The following is a 16,824-nucleotide window of genomic DNA, read 5'->3' as shown; positions in this document are numbered from 1 at the left end:
TCTTCCATGGCGCTTAAAACCTAAATTTGTGTTGTGAACGTGTGTACGAAAAACACTATAGAACACCCGCCGGACATTCGCCTGTTTTAACGCGTTTTCGCAGGTAGGAATGCATATTCTTCCGTCAGGATAACCGGCTCAAAAAACAAAATTATGTGCTAGCTTGAGGAGGGTATGAGCCAGGAGCAGGAAACGCAGGAAGAACCCGGCCGCGCGTGGTGGCAGTGGTGGGCGCCTTTGGCGATGATCGCTAACTTCCTGGTGCTCCCGCCGGCGATTTACCAGGCGGTTTCCGGAACGACGCTGCTCGGCATCATGGGTGGGCTTACCGTGCTTATTGCTCTTATCGATGCCGCCACATTCCGCTACTCATGGACCATCTTCTGGGTTGCGGGCATCGCCTATTTCGCGGCCATGGAGATGTACTTCAACGAGGGGACATGGATTTACCTGCCGGTAGTGGTCCTTTTGGCGTTGGGTGCTAGCAAATTGGGCGCCAAGTTGAGGAAGCGCTGATGGAAATCTGGCGGTTGGACCACCCTGAGGCTGGCCTGCTCGAGGTTGAGCGCGGCTACGATGCCGAGTTCGCTGAGCAGGGCGAATGGCCCAAGGAGCCGAAGGAATTTACGCCGGTGCTTGGCGATGCCCCCTTTATCCACCGCATCCAGCTCTGGCGCAAGAATCCTGCACCCCGCATGCAGATCGTGGTCAATGGCGAGGTTCGCAGCCGGCACGACAAGCCGCGTGGCGGCCGTTATTCATTGCAGAAGAATCTGGAAAACGATCTCTCATTCAGTGAGAATAGTGCGCCGCTGACTAAGCCTTATGTAGATATCCAAGCCACGCCCTTCGGGGAGATACAGGATGTCTACTACCGCGATGGGGAGGAGGCCGTGGCCTTTGATCCGCCGCCGGGCTCCTTGGGTGAAAAGCGGCGCCGGGCAATGGAAGAAAGCCCCTTCAAGCGCGTGCTGTATCCACTGCTCGGTGGGCTGGGGAAGTCCGGGTGGGCCATCGCGATGATTGTTTTGGCTCCTATTATTAGCCGCATCCTCTCGCGCTTGCTGCCGGATTGGGAGCTGCCAGATGTAGATTTCCCAGAGATTTACCTTCCGCTGCCAAATTTGCCGAACCTGCCGGAGCCACCGCAGATTACCTTGCCCGCGCCGCAGTTTGCGGTGCACTTTGTACCTCCGGAATGGGTGGTTTTCCTTATGGATTACAGCAGGGTGTGGATGCCTATAGTTATTGCCATTGCCTTTGGGGTGATGGCGGTGCGCAATGCAAAGAAGTCGGAGGCGAAGAAGAAGGAGTGGCAGAACCATGAAGATTCGCGGCGCGATTGATGCGGAGGGCCGGTGCAAGCATTGGCATTCCCCGCTCGACGTGGTGGCCAATAAGTGCGCGACCTGCGGCGAGTACTTCGCGTGCGCGCTGTGCCATGCGGAGCTGACGGATCATGAGTTTGGGCCCATGCTTGTCGATGCCCCCGCTGCCCTCTGCGGTTCCTGTGGCCTCGAGATGGATTACCGGCTGTATTCCTCTGTCGAGGCATGCCCGAAGTGTGGGCATATGTTTAATCCCGGCTGCAGTGCGCATGCCGGGATCTATTTTCAGGTCACCGCGTAAAAGCGAGGGGAGAGTGCTACTGGTTCAGACCCAAAAAGCGGTTGACCAAGCTGTGGTAGGCGCGCACGGTGAGATCTAGGTCCTCGAGGTAGAGGTGCTCATCGTGGCTGTGTAATTGCGAGTTGGCGCTGGCCATATCGCGGCCCTCGGCGTGCATCGCAAAGCCATAGGCATTGCCGCCCTTGCGGCGGGCGAAGCGGAGGTCGGAACCACCGGTGGCGTGGACGGGGACGACGTCTTTATTGGGGAAGAACTCTTTGGCGGTGGCCTCAATGGTGCGCCAGAGCTCGGTATCGGTGGAGGACTGGGTGGCGTTTTCGGTAATGAGGTGTTCGATTTCTACCTCATCGGCAAGATCGCCCAGTGCGCTGCGGAGGAAATCGTCCAAGTCTTCCTGGGTTTGCCCAGGGAAGGGGCGGATATCCATCTCAAGGTAGGCGTGGGAAGGCAGCACATTGATGGCCCCGCCGGCACGCAGGACGGTCTCGGCGATGGTGGTGTGGCTAAAGGCGTGGGCGTAGGCATCGAGGTTGCCGAACTTGGTGTAGTCACCGGTGCCATCGATAAGCTCTTTTTCGGTCTCAGGATCGAACTTGAAGGTGCGGACGAAGCCCTCCCAGATCTCGTTGGAGGCTGTGGGTGGCTCGGCCTCGGCGATGCGGCGGGCGACCTCGCCAATCTTTACGATGGCAAAGTCCTTGCCGTAGGGCGTCGAGCCGTGTCCGGCATCGCCAGTGACGTGGAGGCGGCGCTGGCCAGCGCCCTTTTCTCCCACGTTGAAGCCCACCGCGCCGGGCAGGTGGCTACCGCCGGTCTCGGAGAGGCAGTTCTTCCAGGAGAAGGCATCGGGGTGGTTTTCTGCCATCCACCGCACGCCCAGGCCACCGCGGGCCTCTTCATCGGCCATGCCCACGAAGGCAAGCGTTCCGCCGGGGTTGCCGGCGCGCGCTACCTCGCGGGTGACGGCGGCCATGGTGGCGGTAATAAAGAGCATATCTACGGAACCGCGGCCGTATAGCTTGCCGTCTTCAATGAGTGCCTCGAAGGGCGGCTTGGTCCACTTGGGTTCGTCGACGGGCACGACATCGGTATGCCCCATAAGAGTGAGTGGTTCCTTGGCGGGATCGCCGGGGACGGTCACCACGATGGAGACGCGGCCCGGGTGGGATTCAAAGCGCTCGATGGAGACGTCTTCGCCGGCAAAAAAGTTCTCTAGCGTATCGGCATTGCGCACCTCAAAGCCGGAATCCGGGGTGAGGTCGTTCACGCAAGCATTGCGGATGAGTTCTTGGAGGAGTTCGAGGGTGTCATTGTAAAGCGTCATGCCCCTTAGGGTAATCCCGCGAAAAAAATTTTGTGATTTTGGCCAAAGTTGAACGGCGTTCAAGTATGGTTCACTGCATGAGCATCATCGACATCGCCCGTGAGAAAGCTCTGGAGCAAGGCAAAGGCCTTAACCAGGAAGAACTACTACAAGTACTGCAGGTTCCAGATTCCCAGCTGGAAGAAATTGCTGATATCGCCCACCAGACCCGCCTGAAGTGGTGCGGCCCGGACGTATCGGTGGAAGGCATTATCTCCATCAAGACTGGTGGTTGCCCAGAAGATTGCCACTTCTGCTCCCAGTCCGGCCTCTTCGAGTCCCCAGTGCGCGCAGTGCGCCTGAACATCCCTGAGCTGGTGGAGGCGGCGCAGAAGACCGCCAAGACCGGCGCTACCGAGTTCTGCATCGTCGCTGCGGTGAAGTCCCCGGATGACCGCCTGCTGGACCAGGTGGGCGAGGCCATCGCCGCCATTAATGATGCCGTTGACATCGAGATTTCCTGTTCCCTGGGCACCCTGACCCGCGAGCAGGCACAGCGCCTGAAGGACATGGGCGCACAGCGCTACAACCACAACCTGGAGACCTCCCGCTCCTACTTCCCCAACGTGGTCACCACCCACACCTGGGAAGAGCGCAAGAAGACCCTGGACTACGTGCGCGAGGTAGGCATGGAAGTCTGCTGTGGCGGCATCATCGGCATGGGCGAGTCCCTGGAGCAGCGCGCCGAGTTCGCAGCCCAGCTGGCAGAGATCGATCCGTGCGAGGTTCCGATGAACTTCCTCGACCCTCGCCCGGGCACCCCATTCGCTGATCGCCCGCTGGTTCCGCTGGGTGAGGGCCTGCGCGCCGTTGCTGCATTCCGCTTGGCGATGCCCTCCACCACCCTCCGCTTCGCTGGCGGCCGCGAGCTTTCGCTTGGCGATGACGGCACCGAGCGCGGTCTGCTCGGCGGCATCAACGCCATCATTGCCGGCAATTACTTGACCACCCTGGGTCAGGAAATCGAAAAGGATGTGGACATGCTGGGCCGCATCGATCTCCCGATCAAGGCTCTGTAGTGTCCGAGCCGAACTCTGAGTTGGCAACCGCCGTCCTGGCCGGGGACGAGCCAATTTTCCACCCCAATACCGGCAAGCCGATCGAAGAGGTCTTCACGCTGCACCCTGCTGCAGCTGCCGGCCTCGACGTGCCGCGCTACTGCCAGATCTGCGGCCGCCGCATGGTGGCCCAGGTGCGCCCCGATGGCTGGCATACCAAGTGCTCGCGCCACGGGGAGCTAGATTCTGAGTGGTTATACGTAGAGCAGCTACCAGAGAGCTAGCACTACCAAGATAAGGAGCCGCTGCCGCAAGGCAGGCGGCTCCTTTTCCTATTAAAAAATACCCGTGAGCTGGGGATAGGTAAATCTACTTGCGAAATTTTGTGCGCTCTACTTTAGAGATTTGGTACGTCCTACTTGCGAAATTTGGTAAAAACTCGCAATCGCTTGATTAGATTGGTGGGTATGGATCCCGCCGTAGCCCACGCACATCAGTCTGCGCTGCGATCGATTGCGCGCGTCGTGGAGGAGACAGCTCCGCATACGGAGGCGGGGCAGGCTTTGGGGGACATCGCCAAGCAGCTGCGAGAAGGGCCGGTGATGGTACTGACCGGGGCGGGGGTATCGACGGAATCGGGGGTGCCGGATTATCGCGGACCGCGGGGCTCGCTGAGCAGGCACCGGCCGATGACGTATCAGGAATTTCGCCACGACCCGGCCGCTAGCCATAGGTATTGGGCGCGCAGTTTCGTGGGCTGGCGCGTGATGGATTCCGCGGCACCCAATCGCACGCATTATGCGCTCGTGGAGTTGGAGCGCGCCGGGCTGGTCAATGGTGTGGTGACCCAGAACGTGGATGGTCTGCATAAACGGGCGGGTACGGACAGGCTGGTCACGCTGCACGGCGATATGGAAACCGTGGTCTTCCTGTTGTGTGGTCACTATGAGGATCGCGGGCACTTCGATGCGCGATTGGCTGCCGCGAACCCGGGCTACCTGGAGCGCCTAGTGGTGGAAAGGGACCAAGTTAACCCGGATGGTGACGTGACGCTGGATGAGAAAGACGTCGCGGCGTTTCGAATGGCTGGCTGCGAGCGTTGCGGATCGGAGTTGCTCAAGCCTGACGTGGTGTATTTTGGCGAGCCCGTGCCAGCCACGCGGCGGGATGCGGCCTTTGCGCTCTTGAACGAGGCTAATTCGCTGCTGGTGGCCGGTTCTTCGCTGGCGGTGATGAGTGGATATCGCTTTGTGCTTGAGGCAAAGAAGCAGGGCAAGCGCGTGGCCGTTATTAACGGTGGGCCTGGCCGCGGGGACAAGAAGGTGGATACGCTGTGGCGCACGCAGGTGGGCCCGGCCTTTGATGCCCTGCTCGATGAGCTGGAGATTTAATTATCGCGGCGTGTGCTCGACCATCCTGAGCAGCGTGCGCACGATGGCGTGCACGCGCTTATCCATGGGCATATCTTCGTGCATGACCACGGCGTGGCGGTCAAAATCTTGGATATAGATATTGCGCACCGCACCTTCGGGCGCGCCCTCGGGGTCGAGGAAGCAGGTCTCGGGCGGGACGACGACGGCATCGGAACGCGTGGCGATGCAGGTGTAGCTCACGCCGGATTCGAGGTCGCCGTCGCGGTTGACATCGCGAAGCACCTCGCTGCCTACCACCTGGTCCATGCCGGCGGGGCCAAACCAGCCATCGATAATGGAGCGGATCACCGCCTCTTGGCGTTGGGTGCGAATGAGGCGACTGGCGATGCCCCCGTGGGTCGTCCCATGATTAGGCGCGCTGATGCTCATGAGGTGGATGACCTTTTCGGCGCCGCCGTCCATGCGCATCCAGTACCGCGCGAGCAGTCCGCCCTGGGAGTGGCCTACTAAGATGACCTTTTCTGCCCCGGTGACGGCGAGCACGGTATCGATATACGCGCCAAGCTGCTGGGATGATTCCGGGATGGTCTGCGTGGCGCGGTGACCGTAGTCAGGGGCAAAGACCGCCCAACCGTCTTGGCGCAAGATATTGCCCATAATCTGCCAGACGCCCTTGGTATCGCAGGTGCCGTGGACCAGGATGACCGGCCAGGGGCGCTCGTCGCTCGGGCGGGCGCCCCAATCGTCTTCGAAAACGCCGCGCGGCTTCGTGCGTGCGCCGAGAGGGAGCGTCCTAGCGGCATCGGCGTCGAGGGCGGAATCGCCGGGACTGGACTTATCCTTTTCGGCCTTGAGGCGGTCAACGATCTCATCGGCAACGTCATCCTGCAAAGCACTGGCCGCGGCCGGGGAGGCGATGCCAAGGCGAGGCGAATCTTTTTCTTCGGGTGTATCTTCCTCGTTCACGCGCCCGAACTTGAGGAGTTGTTCAGAAATAATGCTTTTCAACTCTGCAAGAGATTCGACAGCCATGCCTTCCAATCATACGCGTTAATGCAGGTAAATGGCCTCTTTGGAAAAGTTGAAGAAATTTATGGGCAAGCCCTTGACCTCACGCCACAATCTTTGTAAACTTAGGCTTGCCTAATCACGGGCGGTGCTTACGGCGTAGGGCGCTCCACTCCTTGCCGCTAAGTGCCAGAGATTAGTCATGGGGAGAGGGCCCGCCGATGCGCAGTCGGCGGGCCTTCGTTTATGCCTCGGGAGGGTTAGTCGTCGAAGCAGGCGGCGGGTGCTTCATCCTCATGCGGGGGAATGGGAAGATCAACGGGAAATTCACGGGTGGCGGCAAAAAGCTCCACCCCAATATTAGTGGCAGGCATAGAGCTAACGATACCAAGTGGGCGTTTAGGATTCAGGGTAGAAAAGACTCCGCTGCCGTGCTGCTCGGTCCCCGCTAAACTCGCCGGTATGACCGATCTGCAGCATGTCCACTCCGTAGATGAAGCGGTGACTCGCTTAATTGAACATTATGAAACCTCGTGTGTGTTGGGGCGCGAGGCCCTTGCCTCCGGCACCCTCGATGATTATCGCCACGTGGTCTATCCCAAGGTGACAGTGGAGATTCGTAAATGGCAGCCGATTGACCGCTCCGAGCCCTTTGGCTATGTGGACGAGGCTGGCAAGTATTCTGCGGTCGTCTCCAAGCCGCACATCATCCGGGAGTACTTGCACGAGCAGCTGACGCGGCTGACTAATAACTATCCGTGCGATATCTTCGTCGGCCAATCGGATGAGCGCATCCCGCCGGAATACATCAAGGATGCCCCGGCGGCGCCGCAGGAGCGCGGTCCCATCCCGCGCCCGACCTTGGATGAGGTCAACGATGCGATTATTGATGGCGAGTGGGACGCCTTTCACGGCGGGGAAAAGCCGCTCTTTCACTTCGGGGCGCAGCGTTTCGATATTGCCTGTGCGCGCATTGAGCACTACACCGGCATCGAGGTCGATACGGTGCAGAAATACATCCTGTTTACCAATTACGCGATGCACACCACGGAATTCGTGAAATTTGGCCTGCGCGAGCTGACCAAGGAAGATTCGCGATATACGGCGCTCGTATTGCCCAATGGGGAGACCATTCACCCCAATGATGCGGTGGACCTCGACCTGGATGGGCTGACGCTGACCTCGCGCTTTCAGATGCCCCGGTTCGATCTCATTACCGCAGGTGGCGATGGAATCACGATGATCAATATCGGGGTGGGGCCTTCGAATGCGAAGACCATTACAGACTGCTTGGCCGTGCTGCGGCCGGAGGCCTGGATCATGATTGGTCACTGCGCCGGCATGGATGGGCGCATGCGCATCGGTGACCTGATCTTGGGCAATGCCTACGAGCGCCACGACCACATTTTGGACCGGCAGGTGGTTTCTTCCACGCCAATTCCGGCTATTCCAGAGGTTCAGCGCATGCTGGAGGCGGCCGTGGATGAGGTCTACGGCAGCGATAATTCGCTCATGCGCACCGGCACGGTGCTATCGACCGATGACCGCGATTGGGAGTGGCGCACCAGCCGGGATCTGTGGGAGTGGTTGCGCACTTCTACCGCGGTGGCGGTGGACATGGAATCGTGCGCCTTGGCGGCAAATGGGTACCGCTACCGCGTGCCCTATGGCACGCTGCTATCCGTATCGGATCTGCCACTGCACGCCGTGCCGAAGCTGCCGGCGCAGGCCCAGGCGTTTTATTCCAACTCCAAGGAAGCCCACGTCATGTGCGCGGTGCGCGCGGTGGAACAGTTGGCAGAAAACCCGGAGCGCCTGCGCACGCGCAAGCTGCGGCGCACGTTGGGAGAGGTTCCTTTCCGGTAGCTGCTTTCCCTTGGTAGGTATCGCTAGTTAAACTACAAAGAAAGCCCATGACGCAAAAGGAGCCGCGCAATCGTGACTGAGAATTGGATCCACCCGGATCGGGAGAACCTCACCTGGGAAGTCTTCGGCGAAGCGAGCCGGAATCTTTCGGAGCAAATCGTGGAATCCGGTTGGTTTCCTGACTTGATCGTGGGTGTTGCCCGCGGCGGACTGATCCCAGCCGGTGCCATTGGTTATGCCATCGGGGTCAAGGCCATGGGCGCTATCAACGTGGAGTTCTACACCGATATTGGCCAGACCTTGGATGAGCCGATCATCTTGTCCCCGCAGTTGGATACGGATTCCCTTAAGGGTAAGAAGGTGCTCGTCGTTGATGACGTGGCCGATTCCGGCAAGACCCTGGATCTAGTGGTGAACTTTTTGGAAGAAACCGCCGATGAGGTGCGTTCCGCTGTGGTCTATACCAAGCCGAAGACCATCTTTGAGCCGGATTATTCGTGGAAGAAGACGGATAAGTGGATCAACTTTGCCTGGTCGGTGCTGCCGGTGATCACGGCGGATGGCTCCTTTCAGGAAGGCTCGTAGTAGCTACTAATATGTGCAGGCGTGATTAACGAGCAGCCTGCACCCACCGGCGTCATCGCCAGTTTCCGCTTTGCATTTTCCTCACCTGCGCGTTTGCGCAAGGAGGTCCTTGGCGGACTGGCGGTGGCGCTTGCTTTGATCCCGGAAGTTTTAAGCTTTTCCATTCTCGCCGGCCTCGACCCGCGGGTGGGGCTGTATTCTTCGGTGATTATGGCGATGGCCATCGCCTTTACCGGCGGGCGGCCCGCCATGATTTCCGCGGCGGCGGGCGCGGTAGCCCTGGTGGTGGCCCCGCTCGCACACGAATATGGGCATGATTACGTGGTGGCGGCGGTGCTTGCGGCCGGTATCATCCAGGTGCTGTTGGCGTGGGTGGGCATCGCCAAGCTCATGCGCTTTATCCCGCGTTCGGTGATGACCGGATTCGTCAATGCGCTGGGAATTATGATGTTTACCGCGCAGCTGCCGCACCTTATCGATGTCCCCTGGATGGTCTACGTGCTGGTGGCTATAGGCCTAGCCATCATGATCGTTTTGCCGCGGTTTACCCAGGTAATTCCGGCGCCGCTAGTGACCATCGTGGTGGTAAGCCTCATCGCCGTCGCGGCGGGGTGGAAGGTGCCGGATGTGGCGGACCAGGGCGAGCTGCCCACGACGCTGCCGGGCCTTTTCATTCCGGATATTCCGTGGAACCTGGAGACCCTGCAGGTAATTGCGCCCTACGCCTTTGGGATGGCGCTGGTGGGCCTGATGGAATCGCTGCTAACGGCAAAGCTTGTCGATGACATCACGGATACCCATTCCGATAAGACCCGCGAGTCCTTTGGCCAGGGCATTGGCAATATATTGGCCGCAGCCATTGGCGGTATGGGCGTGTGCGCGATGATTGGCCAGACGATGATCGGCGTCAAGGTATCCCAGGCGCGCACGCGCTTGTCGACGTTCCTCGCCGGCGCCTTCCTCCTCGTGCTGTGCCTGCTTTTTGGCGAGGCCGTAGGCCGCATTCCGATGGCCGCGCTGGTCGCGGTGATGATCCTCGTGGCGGCGACGACGGTGAATTGGCATTCCATCCGCCCGCGCACGCTGAAGTTGATGCCGCTTTCTGAAATCCTCGTCATGCTGCTGACGGTCGCGGGCACGCTGGCTACGCATAACCTCGCGGTGGGTGTGGTATTAGGCGTGGTGGCGGCATCGGTTGGCTTTGCCCGCCGGGTGGCACACCTCGTGGAGGTTGAGTTGGTAGATCGATATACCTACGTGGTGCATGGCCAGCTCTTCTTCGCCTCCTCGAATGATTTGGTCTACGCCTTCGATTACACGCTCGATACGGACTTCGTGGTGGTGGACCTTTCCGATGCCGAGGTCTGGGATGCCTCGACGGTGGCGACGCTGGATGCGGTGCAGAAAAAGTACGCGGATCGCGGCATTGAGGTGGAGTTTCGGGGCCTCGATGGGGCGAGCGCGCAGCGCCTAGAACGCCTGAGTGGGCAACTGGGTGATTAATATCACATTGCAAATCTGATATGCGGGGGCGTACTGGCTGTAGGGGGTCGGATGGAGTGGGCTAGCGCGGCGAGGTTGGCCGTTTAGGGCGATGACCTCGAACTATTAGGCGATATTAACTTCGGGCCGTGGAGCAGCTTTGTCTTAACTAACTTAGGTGATCCAATCTGAAAAATGCCCCTGAGGTGCGGGTTTGATTAAGCATGCCTTGCTAGACGGGAGATTTTATTTGGGTATTGTAGTGCCTACAACCAATTAATTGATTCCTACAGAAAGGATTTAGCAATGGATGAGAAGCTGCAAACCCTGCTAAACAATCAGGTCATTAACGAGCACGGCGCCGCTATGGTCTACACCCAGCTGGCCTACGAGATGGACAACCTGTCCTTCCCGGGCATGCGCGATTGGTTCATGGCTCAGGCTGGCGAAGAGCGCGTTCACGCACAGAAGCTTGCGGATCACCTCTTGGCACGCGGCTACCGCGTAGAGCTCAACGATATCCCGGTTGGCTCCATCAAGGCTGCCACCCCGCTGGATGCGTTCGAGGCTTCCTTGGCACACGAGCAGAAGGTCTCCGAGCAGATCCGCGAGATCGCCCGCGTTGCCCTTGACATCCAGGACCTGGACTCCCGTCAGCTCATTGACTGGTTCTTGGCTGAGCAGATCGAGGAAGAGGACACCGTTTCTGAGATCATCGACCAGATCAAGCTGGTGGGCAACGATGGCGCTGGCCTGCTGCGCATCGATTCCCGTTTGGCTAACCGCAACTCCTAAGTTGTGAATAACAAACACATCAAGATTTAAATCAATCCTCCCATGGCACTGCGCTGCTGTGGGAGGATTGACGTATGTCTGGACACCTCAAAACAACCCTCTCCGCCACCCTGGCGGTATTGGCATTAAGCCTCATCATTGGGGCTGCGGTCATCTCAAGCCACGTCACCCTCGGCATCTTTTTGACCACCGCAGCGCTTATGCTGAGCCCGTTTGCGGGGGTGGTGATGCTGGCGTGTGGGGTCATCGGTAAGCGCGGGCTGGTCAACCGCTCCCTATATTCCCTGAGTGGAATGCTGATTTTGGCTTCGCTGGCCGTGCTCATCGTTTTGCCGATGGCGCAGGCGACGCTGGCGCTGGTGATTTTTATCGCCGGCACCGCGGTAGGGATTGTGGCCGTGCAGACCCAAGCTACTAGGCGCGCATAAACTGGACGCATTATGCCGAAGTTGCTGTTTGATCTATACGGCGTGCTGCTGCGCCCCGCCACGCCGGAAGCGCACGCTGAACTAGAGCGCTTCCTCGAGCCTGCGAACCCGGAGGCCTTCTGGGAGGCCTATAACTATTTCCGGCCGGATTACGATGCCGGAATTTTTAGTGATAGTCACTACTGGAATGAGATAGCCGCCCGCGCGGGAATGGGGCCCATTGACTGCGCTGGGGCCGTGGCCTGCGAGAACCAGTACCTGCTTGAGGCGGACCCAGAGGTGGTAGCGCTGGTCAGAGGGCTCATCGGGGAGGGCTTTAGCGTGGGGATTTTATCCAATATCCCCACGACCTTGGCGAAACAGGTGCGCGCGCAGCACCCGTGGTTGGCAGAGTGCGCGGCGGTAACGTTGAGCTGCGATATCGGGGTGGCCAAGCCGCACCCAGAGGCCTACCGAGTGGCGGTAGACGCGCTAGCGGCGCAGCCCAAGGACACGCATTTTTTCGATGACCGCATCGACTACATCGAGGGCGCCACTTATTGCGGGTTGCAAGCCCACCTGTTTACCGGGATCGACTCCGCGCGCGAGGTTTTACGCGGTCTGGAGTGAGCGGCCCAGCTCCAATGGTTCGCGCAATAGCTGATCGGTAGCCACGGTACGGGCGACGGCGCGCACGATTTCTTTGTGGCTTGGGATCATGCGCAGTTCCAGTTCATCCGAGGTGGAATCGCGGACGGTGGAGGCAAAAAGCTGGGGCGCGCGGGAATCGCCGGTAAAGGCCCCGCCGGCAATGACCACGGTTTTCGGCGAGTATTCGCGGACCATCTCCGCCGTAATCTGGCCCAGCTGGCGGGCGCGCTCATCCAAAATGGCGCGCACGGCTGAATTGGATTCGGCGATGGTCGCGACCTCGGGCAGGGTGTTGACCTCGATGCCGTGCCGGCGCACGGCCTCCAGGATGGACTGGGTGGCCAAGAGGTGTTCGGAAGCGCCGTGCCCCAGTAGGTCAGAGCGGGTTTGTGGCAGTGGGATGATGGAATTTACCTCGTCATCGGCGGATAGCGCCGATCCTAAAGAATCATCCGCGAAGAGCAGGAGCACGCGCTCGTTCGTACCAATCTCGGCGGCCTGCGTCTCCGAGCCCAAAATGGCGGAAATGGCGGAGGTAACCACCACGGGAACGCTAAATTGGAAGCGCAAGCGCTCCGCGATATCCACGCCGTGCCATCCCAGATTATCCGCCGTGACCAGGCCCTCTTCGTCCACAGTGCCCGAGGTGGTAATCCCCAAGGCCACGAGGCGGCGATCCAGGCCCGTCATCATGCGGTTGATGCCGGCCATGATGTGTTCAAGAAAGTCTTCCTCCGTCAGGCGGGCGACAGGAGTGGCAATCTCTTCCTCCGAAATGGTGCGGCCCTTGATGTCATAGAGGCCGATATAGGTCTCGGAGGTGCCGACGGCGATGCCGCCGAGCACCCAGTTATTATCCGCGGCCTCGAGGGGGACCGTAGGGCGGCCTCGGCCCTGGGATTGGGTGAGGTCGGTGCGCTCTTGGATGAGTCCTGCGTTGAGGAGCGCGGTGGTAGCGCGGGTAATGGTGGGCTGGGAGAGTCCGGTGGCTTCTACCAGCTCACTACGGGTAATGATCGGGTTCAGGCGCACCAGGTGAAGGCACTTAGCAGCCGGTGTACGGGGGCGGGTGAACACGGGGCCAGGTTTGATCATGAAAGAAAGTATATGTGTCACAGACTGCTTTGTCTAATCTATTCATAGGTGTATGTACCGAATGGTCTAAAGGTGGAGGTAGGCCAAAAATTCCCTATGCTGGGGCGCATGAGATCAGTAGCGGTTTATTGCGGCTCTGCCGTGGGCAATTCGCCCGCCTATAGCGCAGCGGCACAACACTTGGGCGGCGAGCTTGCCCGTCGCGGGCTGAACTTGGTCTATGGCGGCGGAAATATCGGCCTCATGCGCGAGGTGGCCAATTCCTGCCTGCAGGCTGGCGGCACCGTCACTGGCGTCATGCCGCAATCCTTGGTGGATTTAGAGATTTCCCATCCAGGTTTGACCCGCCTCGAGGTAGTGGATTCTATGGCCGAGCGGAAAACCCGGATGGAGCAGCTGGCGGACGCCTTTATCTGTTTGCCCGGCGGCGTGGGCACGTTGGAGGAAGTAACAGAGGTACTGACCCAACAACAGCTGGGCAGCATTCGCGGGCCCGTTGGCTTGGTTGACGTGGAGGGCTTTTGGCAGCCCTTTTATGACATGTATGCCGCCATGGCCGAGGCGGGCTTCATCCTGCCCCGCTTTGTAAAAGCGCTGTTCATAGAGGAAAATCCCGCGGCCGTGCTGGATGGTTTTGCCCAGTGGCACTACCCAGGCACGAAGTGGAACAACGATTAGCTAACAAGTTTGCAACATTTGGGTGGGGCTGGGTGGCCTATCAACAAGATAAAGGGTTAGACTTCCCTCTTATGAGTTCTGAGCAGACCGCTAAGCGCCAGCCCTCTCTACTGGACGCTTCGTGCGATAACTTCGTTCACGACCTAGCCGAACTATCCCCAACAGATGCAACCGCGTGGGGCATTGACGGTTTTGAAGGCGAATTGCAGGATTTTTCCCCCGATTATTTTGAGGCTGTCGCTGATCGCACCCGCGATATGGTTGCGGATCTGGATGCCTTGGATGACACCACCGATGAATCCGATGATGAGGATGACTTTGATGACGTGGATTATGTCACCGCCGCCGTCTTGCGGGATCGTCTCTGCTTAGATCTGGATTTGCACCACCACGGCGAGGATATTCGCAGCCTTAATAATATTGCCTCGCCCGTGCAGACCATCCGGGATTCCCTGCTGCTTATGCCGCAGGAGACCCAGGAGGACCGCGAGGCCATTCGCTCCCGTCTGTCCAAGGTCAAGGGCTCCCTCGATGGCTACCGCGAGTCCCTGAAGGAAGCGGCCTCCCACGGCATGGTGGCACCGCACCGCCAGATCTCTGAGGTCATTGTGCAGTGCGAGCGGCTTGCCGATGCCGATTCCATGCTCGAGGGCCTCGGCCTCGCCCCCGACTCCGCCGAGGTGAAGAATGCCAAGGAGGCCTTTGGCGAGTTCTCGGATTGGCTGTCTAATGATCTGCAGCCGCAGTCCTCTAATAAGGACGCGGTGGGCCGCGAGCGCTACGAGCGCTTTTCCAAGCTTTTCGTTGGCGATTCCGTGGACTTGGACGAGGCCTATGAATGGGGCCTTGACCAGGTGCGCTACCTGCGCGGGGAACAGGAAAAGATCGCGCACGAGCTTTATGGCCCGGAGTGCTCGGTGCGCTCTGCCATGCGCAAGCTGAACCACGAGGAGCGCTATACCCTGCGCGGTACTGATGCCTTGGTGGAGTGGATACAGAGCAAGGCCGATGCGGTCATCGCCGAGCTCAACGGCAAGGAATTCGACATTCCGGAAGAAGTCGAAGAGATCGAGTGCCGCATCGACCCAGCGGGTACCGGTGGCATCTTCTACACCCCGCCGAGCGATGACTTCTCGCGCCCGGGCCGCATGTGGTGGTCCGTGCCGGAGGGCCAAGACACCTTCCACACCTGGCAGGAGCTGACCACCGTGCACCATGAGGGCGTACCGGGCCACCACCTGCAGCTGGGTTCTGCCCTGGTACAAGAGGATCTGAACCTGTGGCGCCGCGCGGTGACCTGGAACTCCGGCCACGGCGAGGGCTGGGCCCTATACGCCGAGCAGCTCATGGCCGAGCTGGGTTACATGGACGATCCTGGCGTGCGGATGGGGCTGCTCGATGCCCAGCGCCTGCGCGCGGCCCGCGTCGTGGTGGACATCGGATTGCACCTGGGCAAGAAGCTACCGGACTGCACCGTATCCGGCGCGTGGGATAAGGCCCACGTGAAGACCTACATGCGCGAAAACACCGCCATGGATGATGCGAACCTCAACTTTGAGGTCAACCGCTACCTGGGTTGGCCGGGCCAGGCCCCGTCCTATGCCTTGGGCCAGCGCCTGTGGCAAGAAACCCGCGCCGCCGCCGAGGAGCAGGACATGAGCGCCCGCGAATTCCACTCCGAGGCCTTGGCTCTTGGCTCGGTGCCCATGTCGGTGCTGCGCGAGGCCGTGCTAAATAACTAAACGCGCCGGCTAGCGCCTTTTAGCAAACTTGCCGACGGCCCTAATGAGCTGCGGCAGGTACCCCGCAATGACCAGCACCGCGATGAGGCGGGTAAGCTGCACCGCGATAACCACGGGGCCAGCCCCGCCTTCCGCGGAGAGCGCGAGCACGGTCTCTAGCGCGCCGGGGCTAGTAGCTAGGTAGGCCTCGAAGTAGCTGATATTGAGCCAGTGCATCAGCGGCCACGCCGTGGCCGCACACAGGCCGAGGACCGCGGCGATAAAAAGAATCGTCGCGGGAAGCTGCTTAGCAAAGGCCTTGAGCGATGGGAGAGACAGCCCGCCGCCGCAGACCCAACCGATGGATAAAAAGGCGATGACCTTAAAGGCATAGATCGGCTCTAACGTATGGCCCTCCGGCAGGAAGAACGAGGCCAGCACCGTCAAGATCAGCGGGCCGAGGACCGCAGCGGCGGGCAGGTGCAGGAATTTGCCAAGGCTTTCGCCGACCAGCGCGATAACGAGCACTAGTGCGATGATCCACCAGGTGGTTTCCGCCTCCAGCCTTAAGTCACCGCCCCTTCCTGCAGGCGTATCGAGGAAGGTCACGACGGCGGGAAGGGATACGGAAACGATCAATAACCGCAGGTATTGGGTGAGCGCGACGTAGCGGTAGTCGGCACCGAGTTCATCGGCAAGCGCGGGCATGAGCGAGGCACCCCCGGGGAGCATGGACAGGATGCCGGTTTCGGAGGAGACGTCCCGTGGCTGCTGGCGGTGCAGCATGACGCCGCAGAAGATGCCCAGCGCGATGGTGACAAAGGACATGGTTATGGCCGCCGGCAGGTATCCCACCAATTGGCCAAAGGAGACCACCGTTAGCGGCAGCGCGGCCATGATGCCGATGAATCCGCGCGATAGACCATAAAATTTGCGGTTGACCTTGAGGTCTTCGCCGGTGATAAGGGCCATGGCTCCAGAGGCGATGATCGCGGCCAAAATCCACGCGGCCGGCACGTGCCACATGCTAAAAAGCCAGCCCAAGAGGATGGAGACGGGGACGACGATGCCCCACCGCAGGATGGTGTGGGTGTCTACGCTTATTCCCCAGTGCCGTTTAGCCACGTATTCTCCCATCTTCTGCTCGTCCTCGATCGAGTCTAGACCTCCCCG

18 protein-coding genes are annotated in these 16,824 nt (G+C 59.9%); 14 read left to right on the top strand and 4 right to left on the bottom strand.

The genetic code is table 11. The annotated features are described in order from the left end of the window. The first annotated feature begins 174 nt into the window (after positions 1–174). The 3 genes from MHX65_RS08505 to MHX65_RS08495 are packed head-to-tail and all read left to right on the top strand — an operon-like array spanning position 175 to position 1,629. The gene (locus MHX65_RS08505) at positions 175–516 is read left to right on the top strand and encodes a heme transporter (RefSeq protein ID WP_239269686.1); all 342 of its coding nucleotides are present in this window, start codon (positions 175–177) and stop codon (positions 514–516) included. Continuing rightward, positions 516–1,346, top strand: coding sequence for a hypothetical protein (locus MHX65_RS08500; protein ID WP_239269685.1), 831 nt, complete (start codon positions 516–518; stop codon positions 1,344–1,346). The genes MHX65_RS08505 and MHX65_RS08500 overlap by 1 nt, the downstream gene beginning before the upstream one ends. Beyond that, a complete protein-coding gene (locus MHX65_RS08495; protein WP_239269684.1) occupies positions 1,324–1,629 on the top strand; it encodes a CHY zinc finger protein in 306 nt (101 codons plus the stop codon). Before MHX65_RS08500 ends, MHX65_RS08495 begins: the two co-directional genes overlap by 23 nt. 16 nt (positions 1,630–1,645) lie before the next feature. Here MHX65_RS08495 and MHX65_RS08490 read toward each other — a convergent pair whose 3' ends face one another. Further along, positions 1,646–2,953: a M20/M25/M40 family metallo-hydrolase gene (locus MHX65_RS08490; protein ID WP_239269683.1), complete on the bottom strand. Its 1,308-nt coding sequence runs from the start codon at positions 2,951–2,953 to the stop codon at positions 1,646–1,648. 77 nt (positions 2,954–3,030) lie between these two features. Between MHX65_RS08490 and bioB the strand changes: the two genes are divergently transcribed. The 3 genes from bioB to MHX65_RS08475 all read left to right on the top strand — a co-directional run bounded on the left by bioB (position 3,031) and on the right by MHX65_RS08475 (position 5,381). Then, a complete protein-coding gene (bioB, locus tag MHX65_RS08485) occupies positions 3,031–4,011 on the top strand; it encodes a biotin synthase BioB (RefSeq protein ID WP_005276160.1) in 981 nt (326 codons plus the stop codon). After that, positions 4,011–4,274, top strand: coding sequence for a biotin synthase auxiliary protein BsaP (bsaP, locus tag MHX65_RS08480; RefSeq protein WP_023024778.1), 264 nt, complete (start codon positions 4,011–4,013; stop codon positions 4,272–4,274). Before bioB ends, bsaP begins: the two co-directional genes overlap by 1 nt. A 183-nt stretch (positions 4,275–4,457) precedes the next feature. Then, positions 4,458–5,381: a Sir2 family NAD-dependent protein deacetylase gene (locus MHX65_RS08475; protein WP_239269682.1), complete on the top strand. Its 924-nt coding sequence runs from the start codon at positions 4,458–4,460 to the stop codon at positions 5,379–5,381. On the opposite strand, the gene MHX65_RS08470 is transcribed toward MHX65_RS08475, so the two are convergent. Next, positions 5,382–6,395, bottom strand: coding sequence for an esterase/lipase family protein (locus tag MHX65_RS08470; RefSeq protein WP_239269681.1), 1,014 nt, complete (start codon positions 6,393–6,395; stop codon positions 5,382–5,384). It lies immediately after the preceding gene. Positions 6,396–6,833: 438 nt separating this feature from the next. On the opposite strand from MHX65_RS08470, the gene amn reads away from it, so the two are divergent. From amn to MHX65_RS08440, 6 genes are all read left to right on the top strand, one after another. Beyond that, positions 6,834–8,237 carry an AMP nucleosidase gene (gene amn, locus MHX65_RS08465; protein WP_239269680.1) on the top strand — a complete coding sequence of 468 codons (1,404 nt, stop codon included), beginning with the start codon at positions 6,834–6,836 and terminating at the stop codon, positions 8,235–8,237. A gap of 72 nt (positions 8,238–8,309) precedes the next feature. Next, on the top strand, positions 8,310–8,822 hold the full coding sequence (locus tag MHX65_RS08460) for a phosphoribosyltransferase (protein WP_005276176.1): 513 nt from the start codon (positions 8,310–8,312) through the stop codon (positions 8,820–8,822). 21 nt (positions 8,823–8,843) lie between these two features. Beyond that, entirely contained in the window at positions 8,844–10,325 is a 1,482-nt protein-coding gene (locus tag MHX65_RS08455) for a SulP family inorganic anion transporter (protein WP_239269679.1), read from the top strand. A 285-nt stretch (positions 10,326–10,610) separates the two neighbouring features. Next, the gene (locus MHX65_RS08450; RefSeq protein ID WP_023016464.1) at positions 10,611–11,099 is read left to right on the top strand and encodes a ferritin; all 489 of its coding nucleotides are present in this window, start codon (positions 10,611–10,613) and stop codon (positions 11,097–11,099) included. A 74-nt stretch (positions 11,100–11,173) separates the two neighbouring features. Further along, positions 11,174–11,527, top strand: a complete 354-nt coding sequence (locus tag MHX65_RS08445; RefSeq protein WP_239269678.1) for a hypothetical protein — start codon at positions 11,174–11,176, stop codon at positions 11,525–11,527. Between the two features lie 12 nt (positions 11,528–11,539). Beyond that, the gene (locus MHX65_RS08440) at positions 11,540–12,136 is read left to right on the top strand and encodes an HAD-IA family hydrolase (RefSeq protein ID WP_239269677.1); all 597 of its coding nucleotides are present in this window, start codon (positions 11,540–11,542) and stop codon (positions 12,134–12,136) included. On the opposite strand, the gene MHX65_RS08435 is transcribed toward MHX65_RS08440, so the two are convergent. Next, complete coding sequence (locus MHX65_RS08435; protein WP_239269676.1) at positions 12,119–13,252, bottom strand: ROK family transcriptional regulator; 1,134 nt, start codon at positions 13,250–13,252, stop codon at positions 12,119–12,121. The genes MHX65_RS08440 and MHX65_RS08435 overlap by 18 nt on opposite strands. Before the next feature lie 108 nt (positions 13,253–13,360). On the opposite strand from MHX65_RS08435, the gene MHX65_RS08430 reads away from it, so the two are divergent. Next, positions 13,361–13,930 (top strand): TIGR00730 family Rossman fold protein, encoded by a 570-nt coding sequence (locus MHX65_RS08430; RefSeq protein ID WP_239269675.1) that lies wholly within the window; start codon positions 13,361–13,363, stop codon positions 13,928–13,930. 71 nt (positions 13,931–14,001) lie between these two features. Continuing rightward, the gene (locus MHX65_RS08425; protein ID WP_239269674.1) at positions 14,002–15,672 is read left to right on the top strand and encodes a DUF885 domain-containing protein; all 1,671 of its coding nucleotides are present in this window, start codon (positions 14,002–14,004) and stop codon (positions 15,670–15,672) included. 9 nt (positions 15,673–15,681) lie between these two features. Here MHX65_RS08425 and MHX65_RS08420 read toward each other — a convergent pair whose 3' ends face one another. Beyond that, a complete protein-coding gene (locus MHX65_RS08420; RefSeq protein ID WP_239269673.1) occupies positions 15,682–16,788 on the bottom strand; it encodes an AbrB family transcriptional regulator in 1,107 nt (368 codons plus the stop codon). Positions 16,789–16,824: the final 36 nt, after the last annotated feature.

The sequence above is a fragment of the Corynebacterium sp. ACRPS genome, from assembly GCF_022346005.1.
Lineage (GTDB): Bacteria > Actinomycetota > Actinomycetes > Mycobacteriales > Mycobacteriaceae > Corynebacterium.
Note: the sequence above shows the minus strand (reverse complement) of the source record. Positions and strands in the feature narration are given on the sequence as shown.

Coding starts and splice junctions, on each gene's coding strand:
- MHX65_RS08470 (WP_239269681.1), bottom strand. CDS start 6,395: ATGGCTGTCGAATCTCTTGCAGAGTTGAAAAGCATTATTTCTGAACAA.
- MHX65_RS08445 (WP_239269678.1), top strand. CDS start 11,174: ATGTCTGGACACCTCAAAACAACCCTCTCCGCCACCCTGGCGGTATTG.
- MHX65_RS08475 (WP_239269682.1), top strand. CDS start 4,458: ATGGATCCCGCCGTAGCCCACGCACATCAGTCTGCGCTGCGATCGATT.
- MHX65_RS08500 (WP_239269685.1), top strand. CDS start 516: ATGGAAATCTGGCGGTTGGACCACCCTGAGGCTGGCCTGCTCGAGGTT.
- bioB (WP_005276160.1), top strand. CDS start 3,031: ATGAGCATCATCGACATCGCCCGTGAGAAAGCTCTGGAGCAAGGCAAA.
- MHX65_RS08425 (WP_239269674.1), top strand. CDS start 14,002: ATGAGTTCTGAGCAGACCGCTAAGCGCCAGCCCTCTCTACTGGACGCT.
- MHX65_RS08435 (WP_239269676.1), bottom strand. CDS start 13,252: ATGATCAAACCTGGCCCCGTGTTCACCCGCCCCCGTACACCGGCTGCT.
- MHX65_RS08505 (WP_239269686.1), top strand. CDS start 175: ATGAGCCAGGAGCAGGAAACGCAGGAAGAACCCGGCCGCGCGTGGTGG.
- MHX65_RS08440 (WP_239269677.1), top strand. CDS start 11,540: ATGCCGAAGTTGCTGTTTGATCTATACGGCGTGCTGCTGCGCCCCGCC.
- amn (WP_239269680.1), top strand. CDS start 6,834: ATGACCGATCTGCAGCATGTCCACTCCGTAGATGAAGCGGTGACTCGC.
- MHX65_RS08430 (WP_239269675.1), top strand. CDS start 13,361: ATGAGATCAGTAGCGGTTTATTGCGGCTCTGCCGTGGGCAATTCGCCC.
- MHX65_RS08495 (WP_239269684.1), top strand. CDS start 1,324: ATGAAGATTCGCGGCGCGATTGATGCGGAGGGCCGGTGCAAGCATTGG.
- MHX65_RS08420 (WP_239269673.1), bottom strand. CDS start 16,788: ATGGGAGAATACGTGGCTAAACGGCACTGGGGAATAAGCGTAGACACC.
- MHX65_RS08490 (WP_239269683.1), bottom strand. CDS start 2,953: ATGACGCTTTACAATGACACCCTCGAACTCCTCCAAGAACTCATCCGC.
- MHX65_RS08450 (WP_023016464.1), top strand. CDS start 10,611: ATGGATGAGAAGCTGCAAACCCTGCTAAACAATCAGGTCATTAACGAG.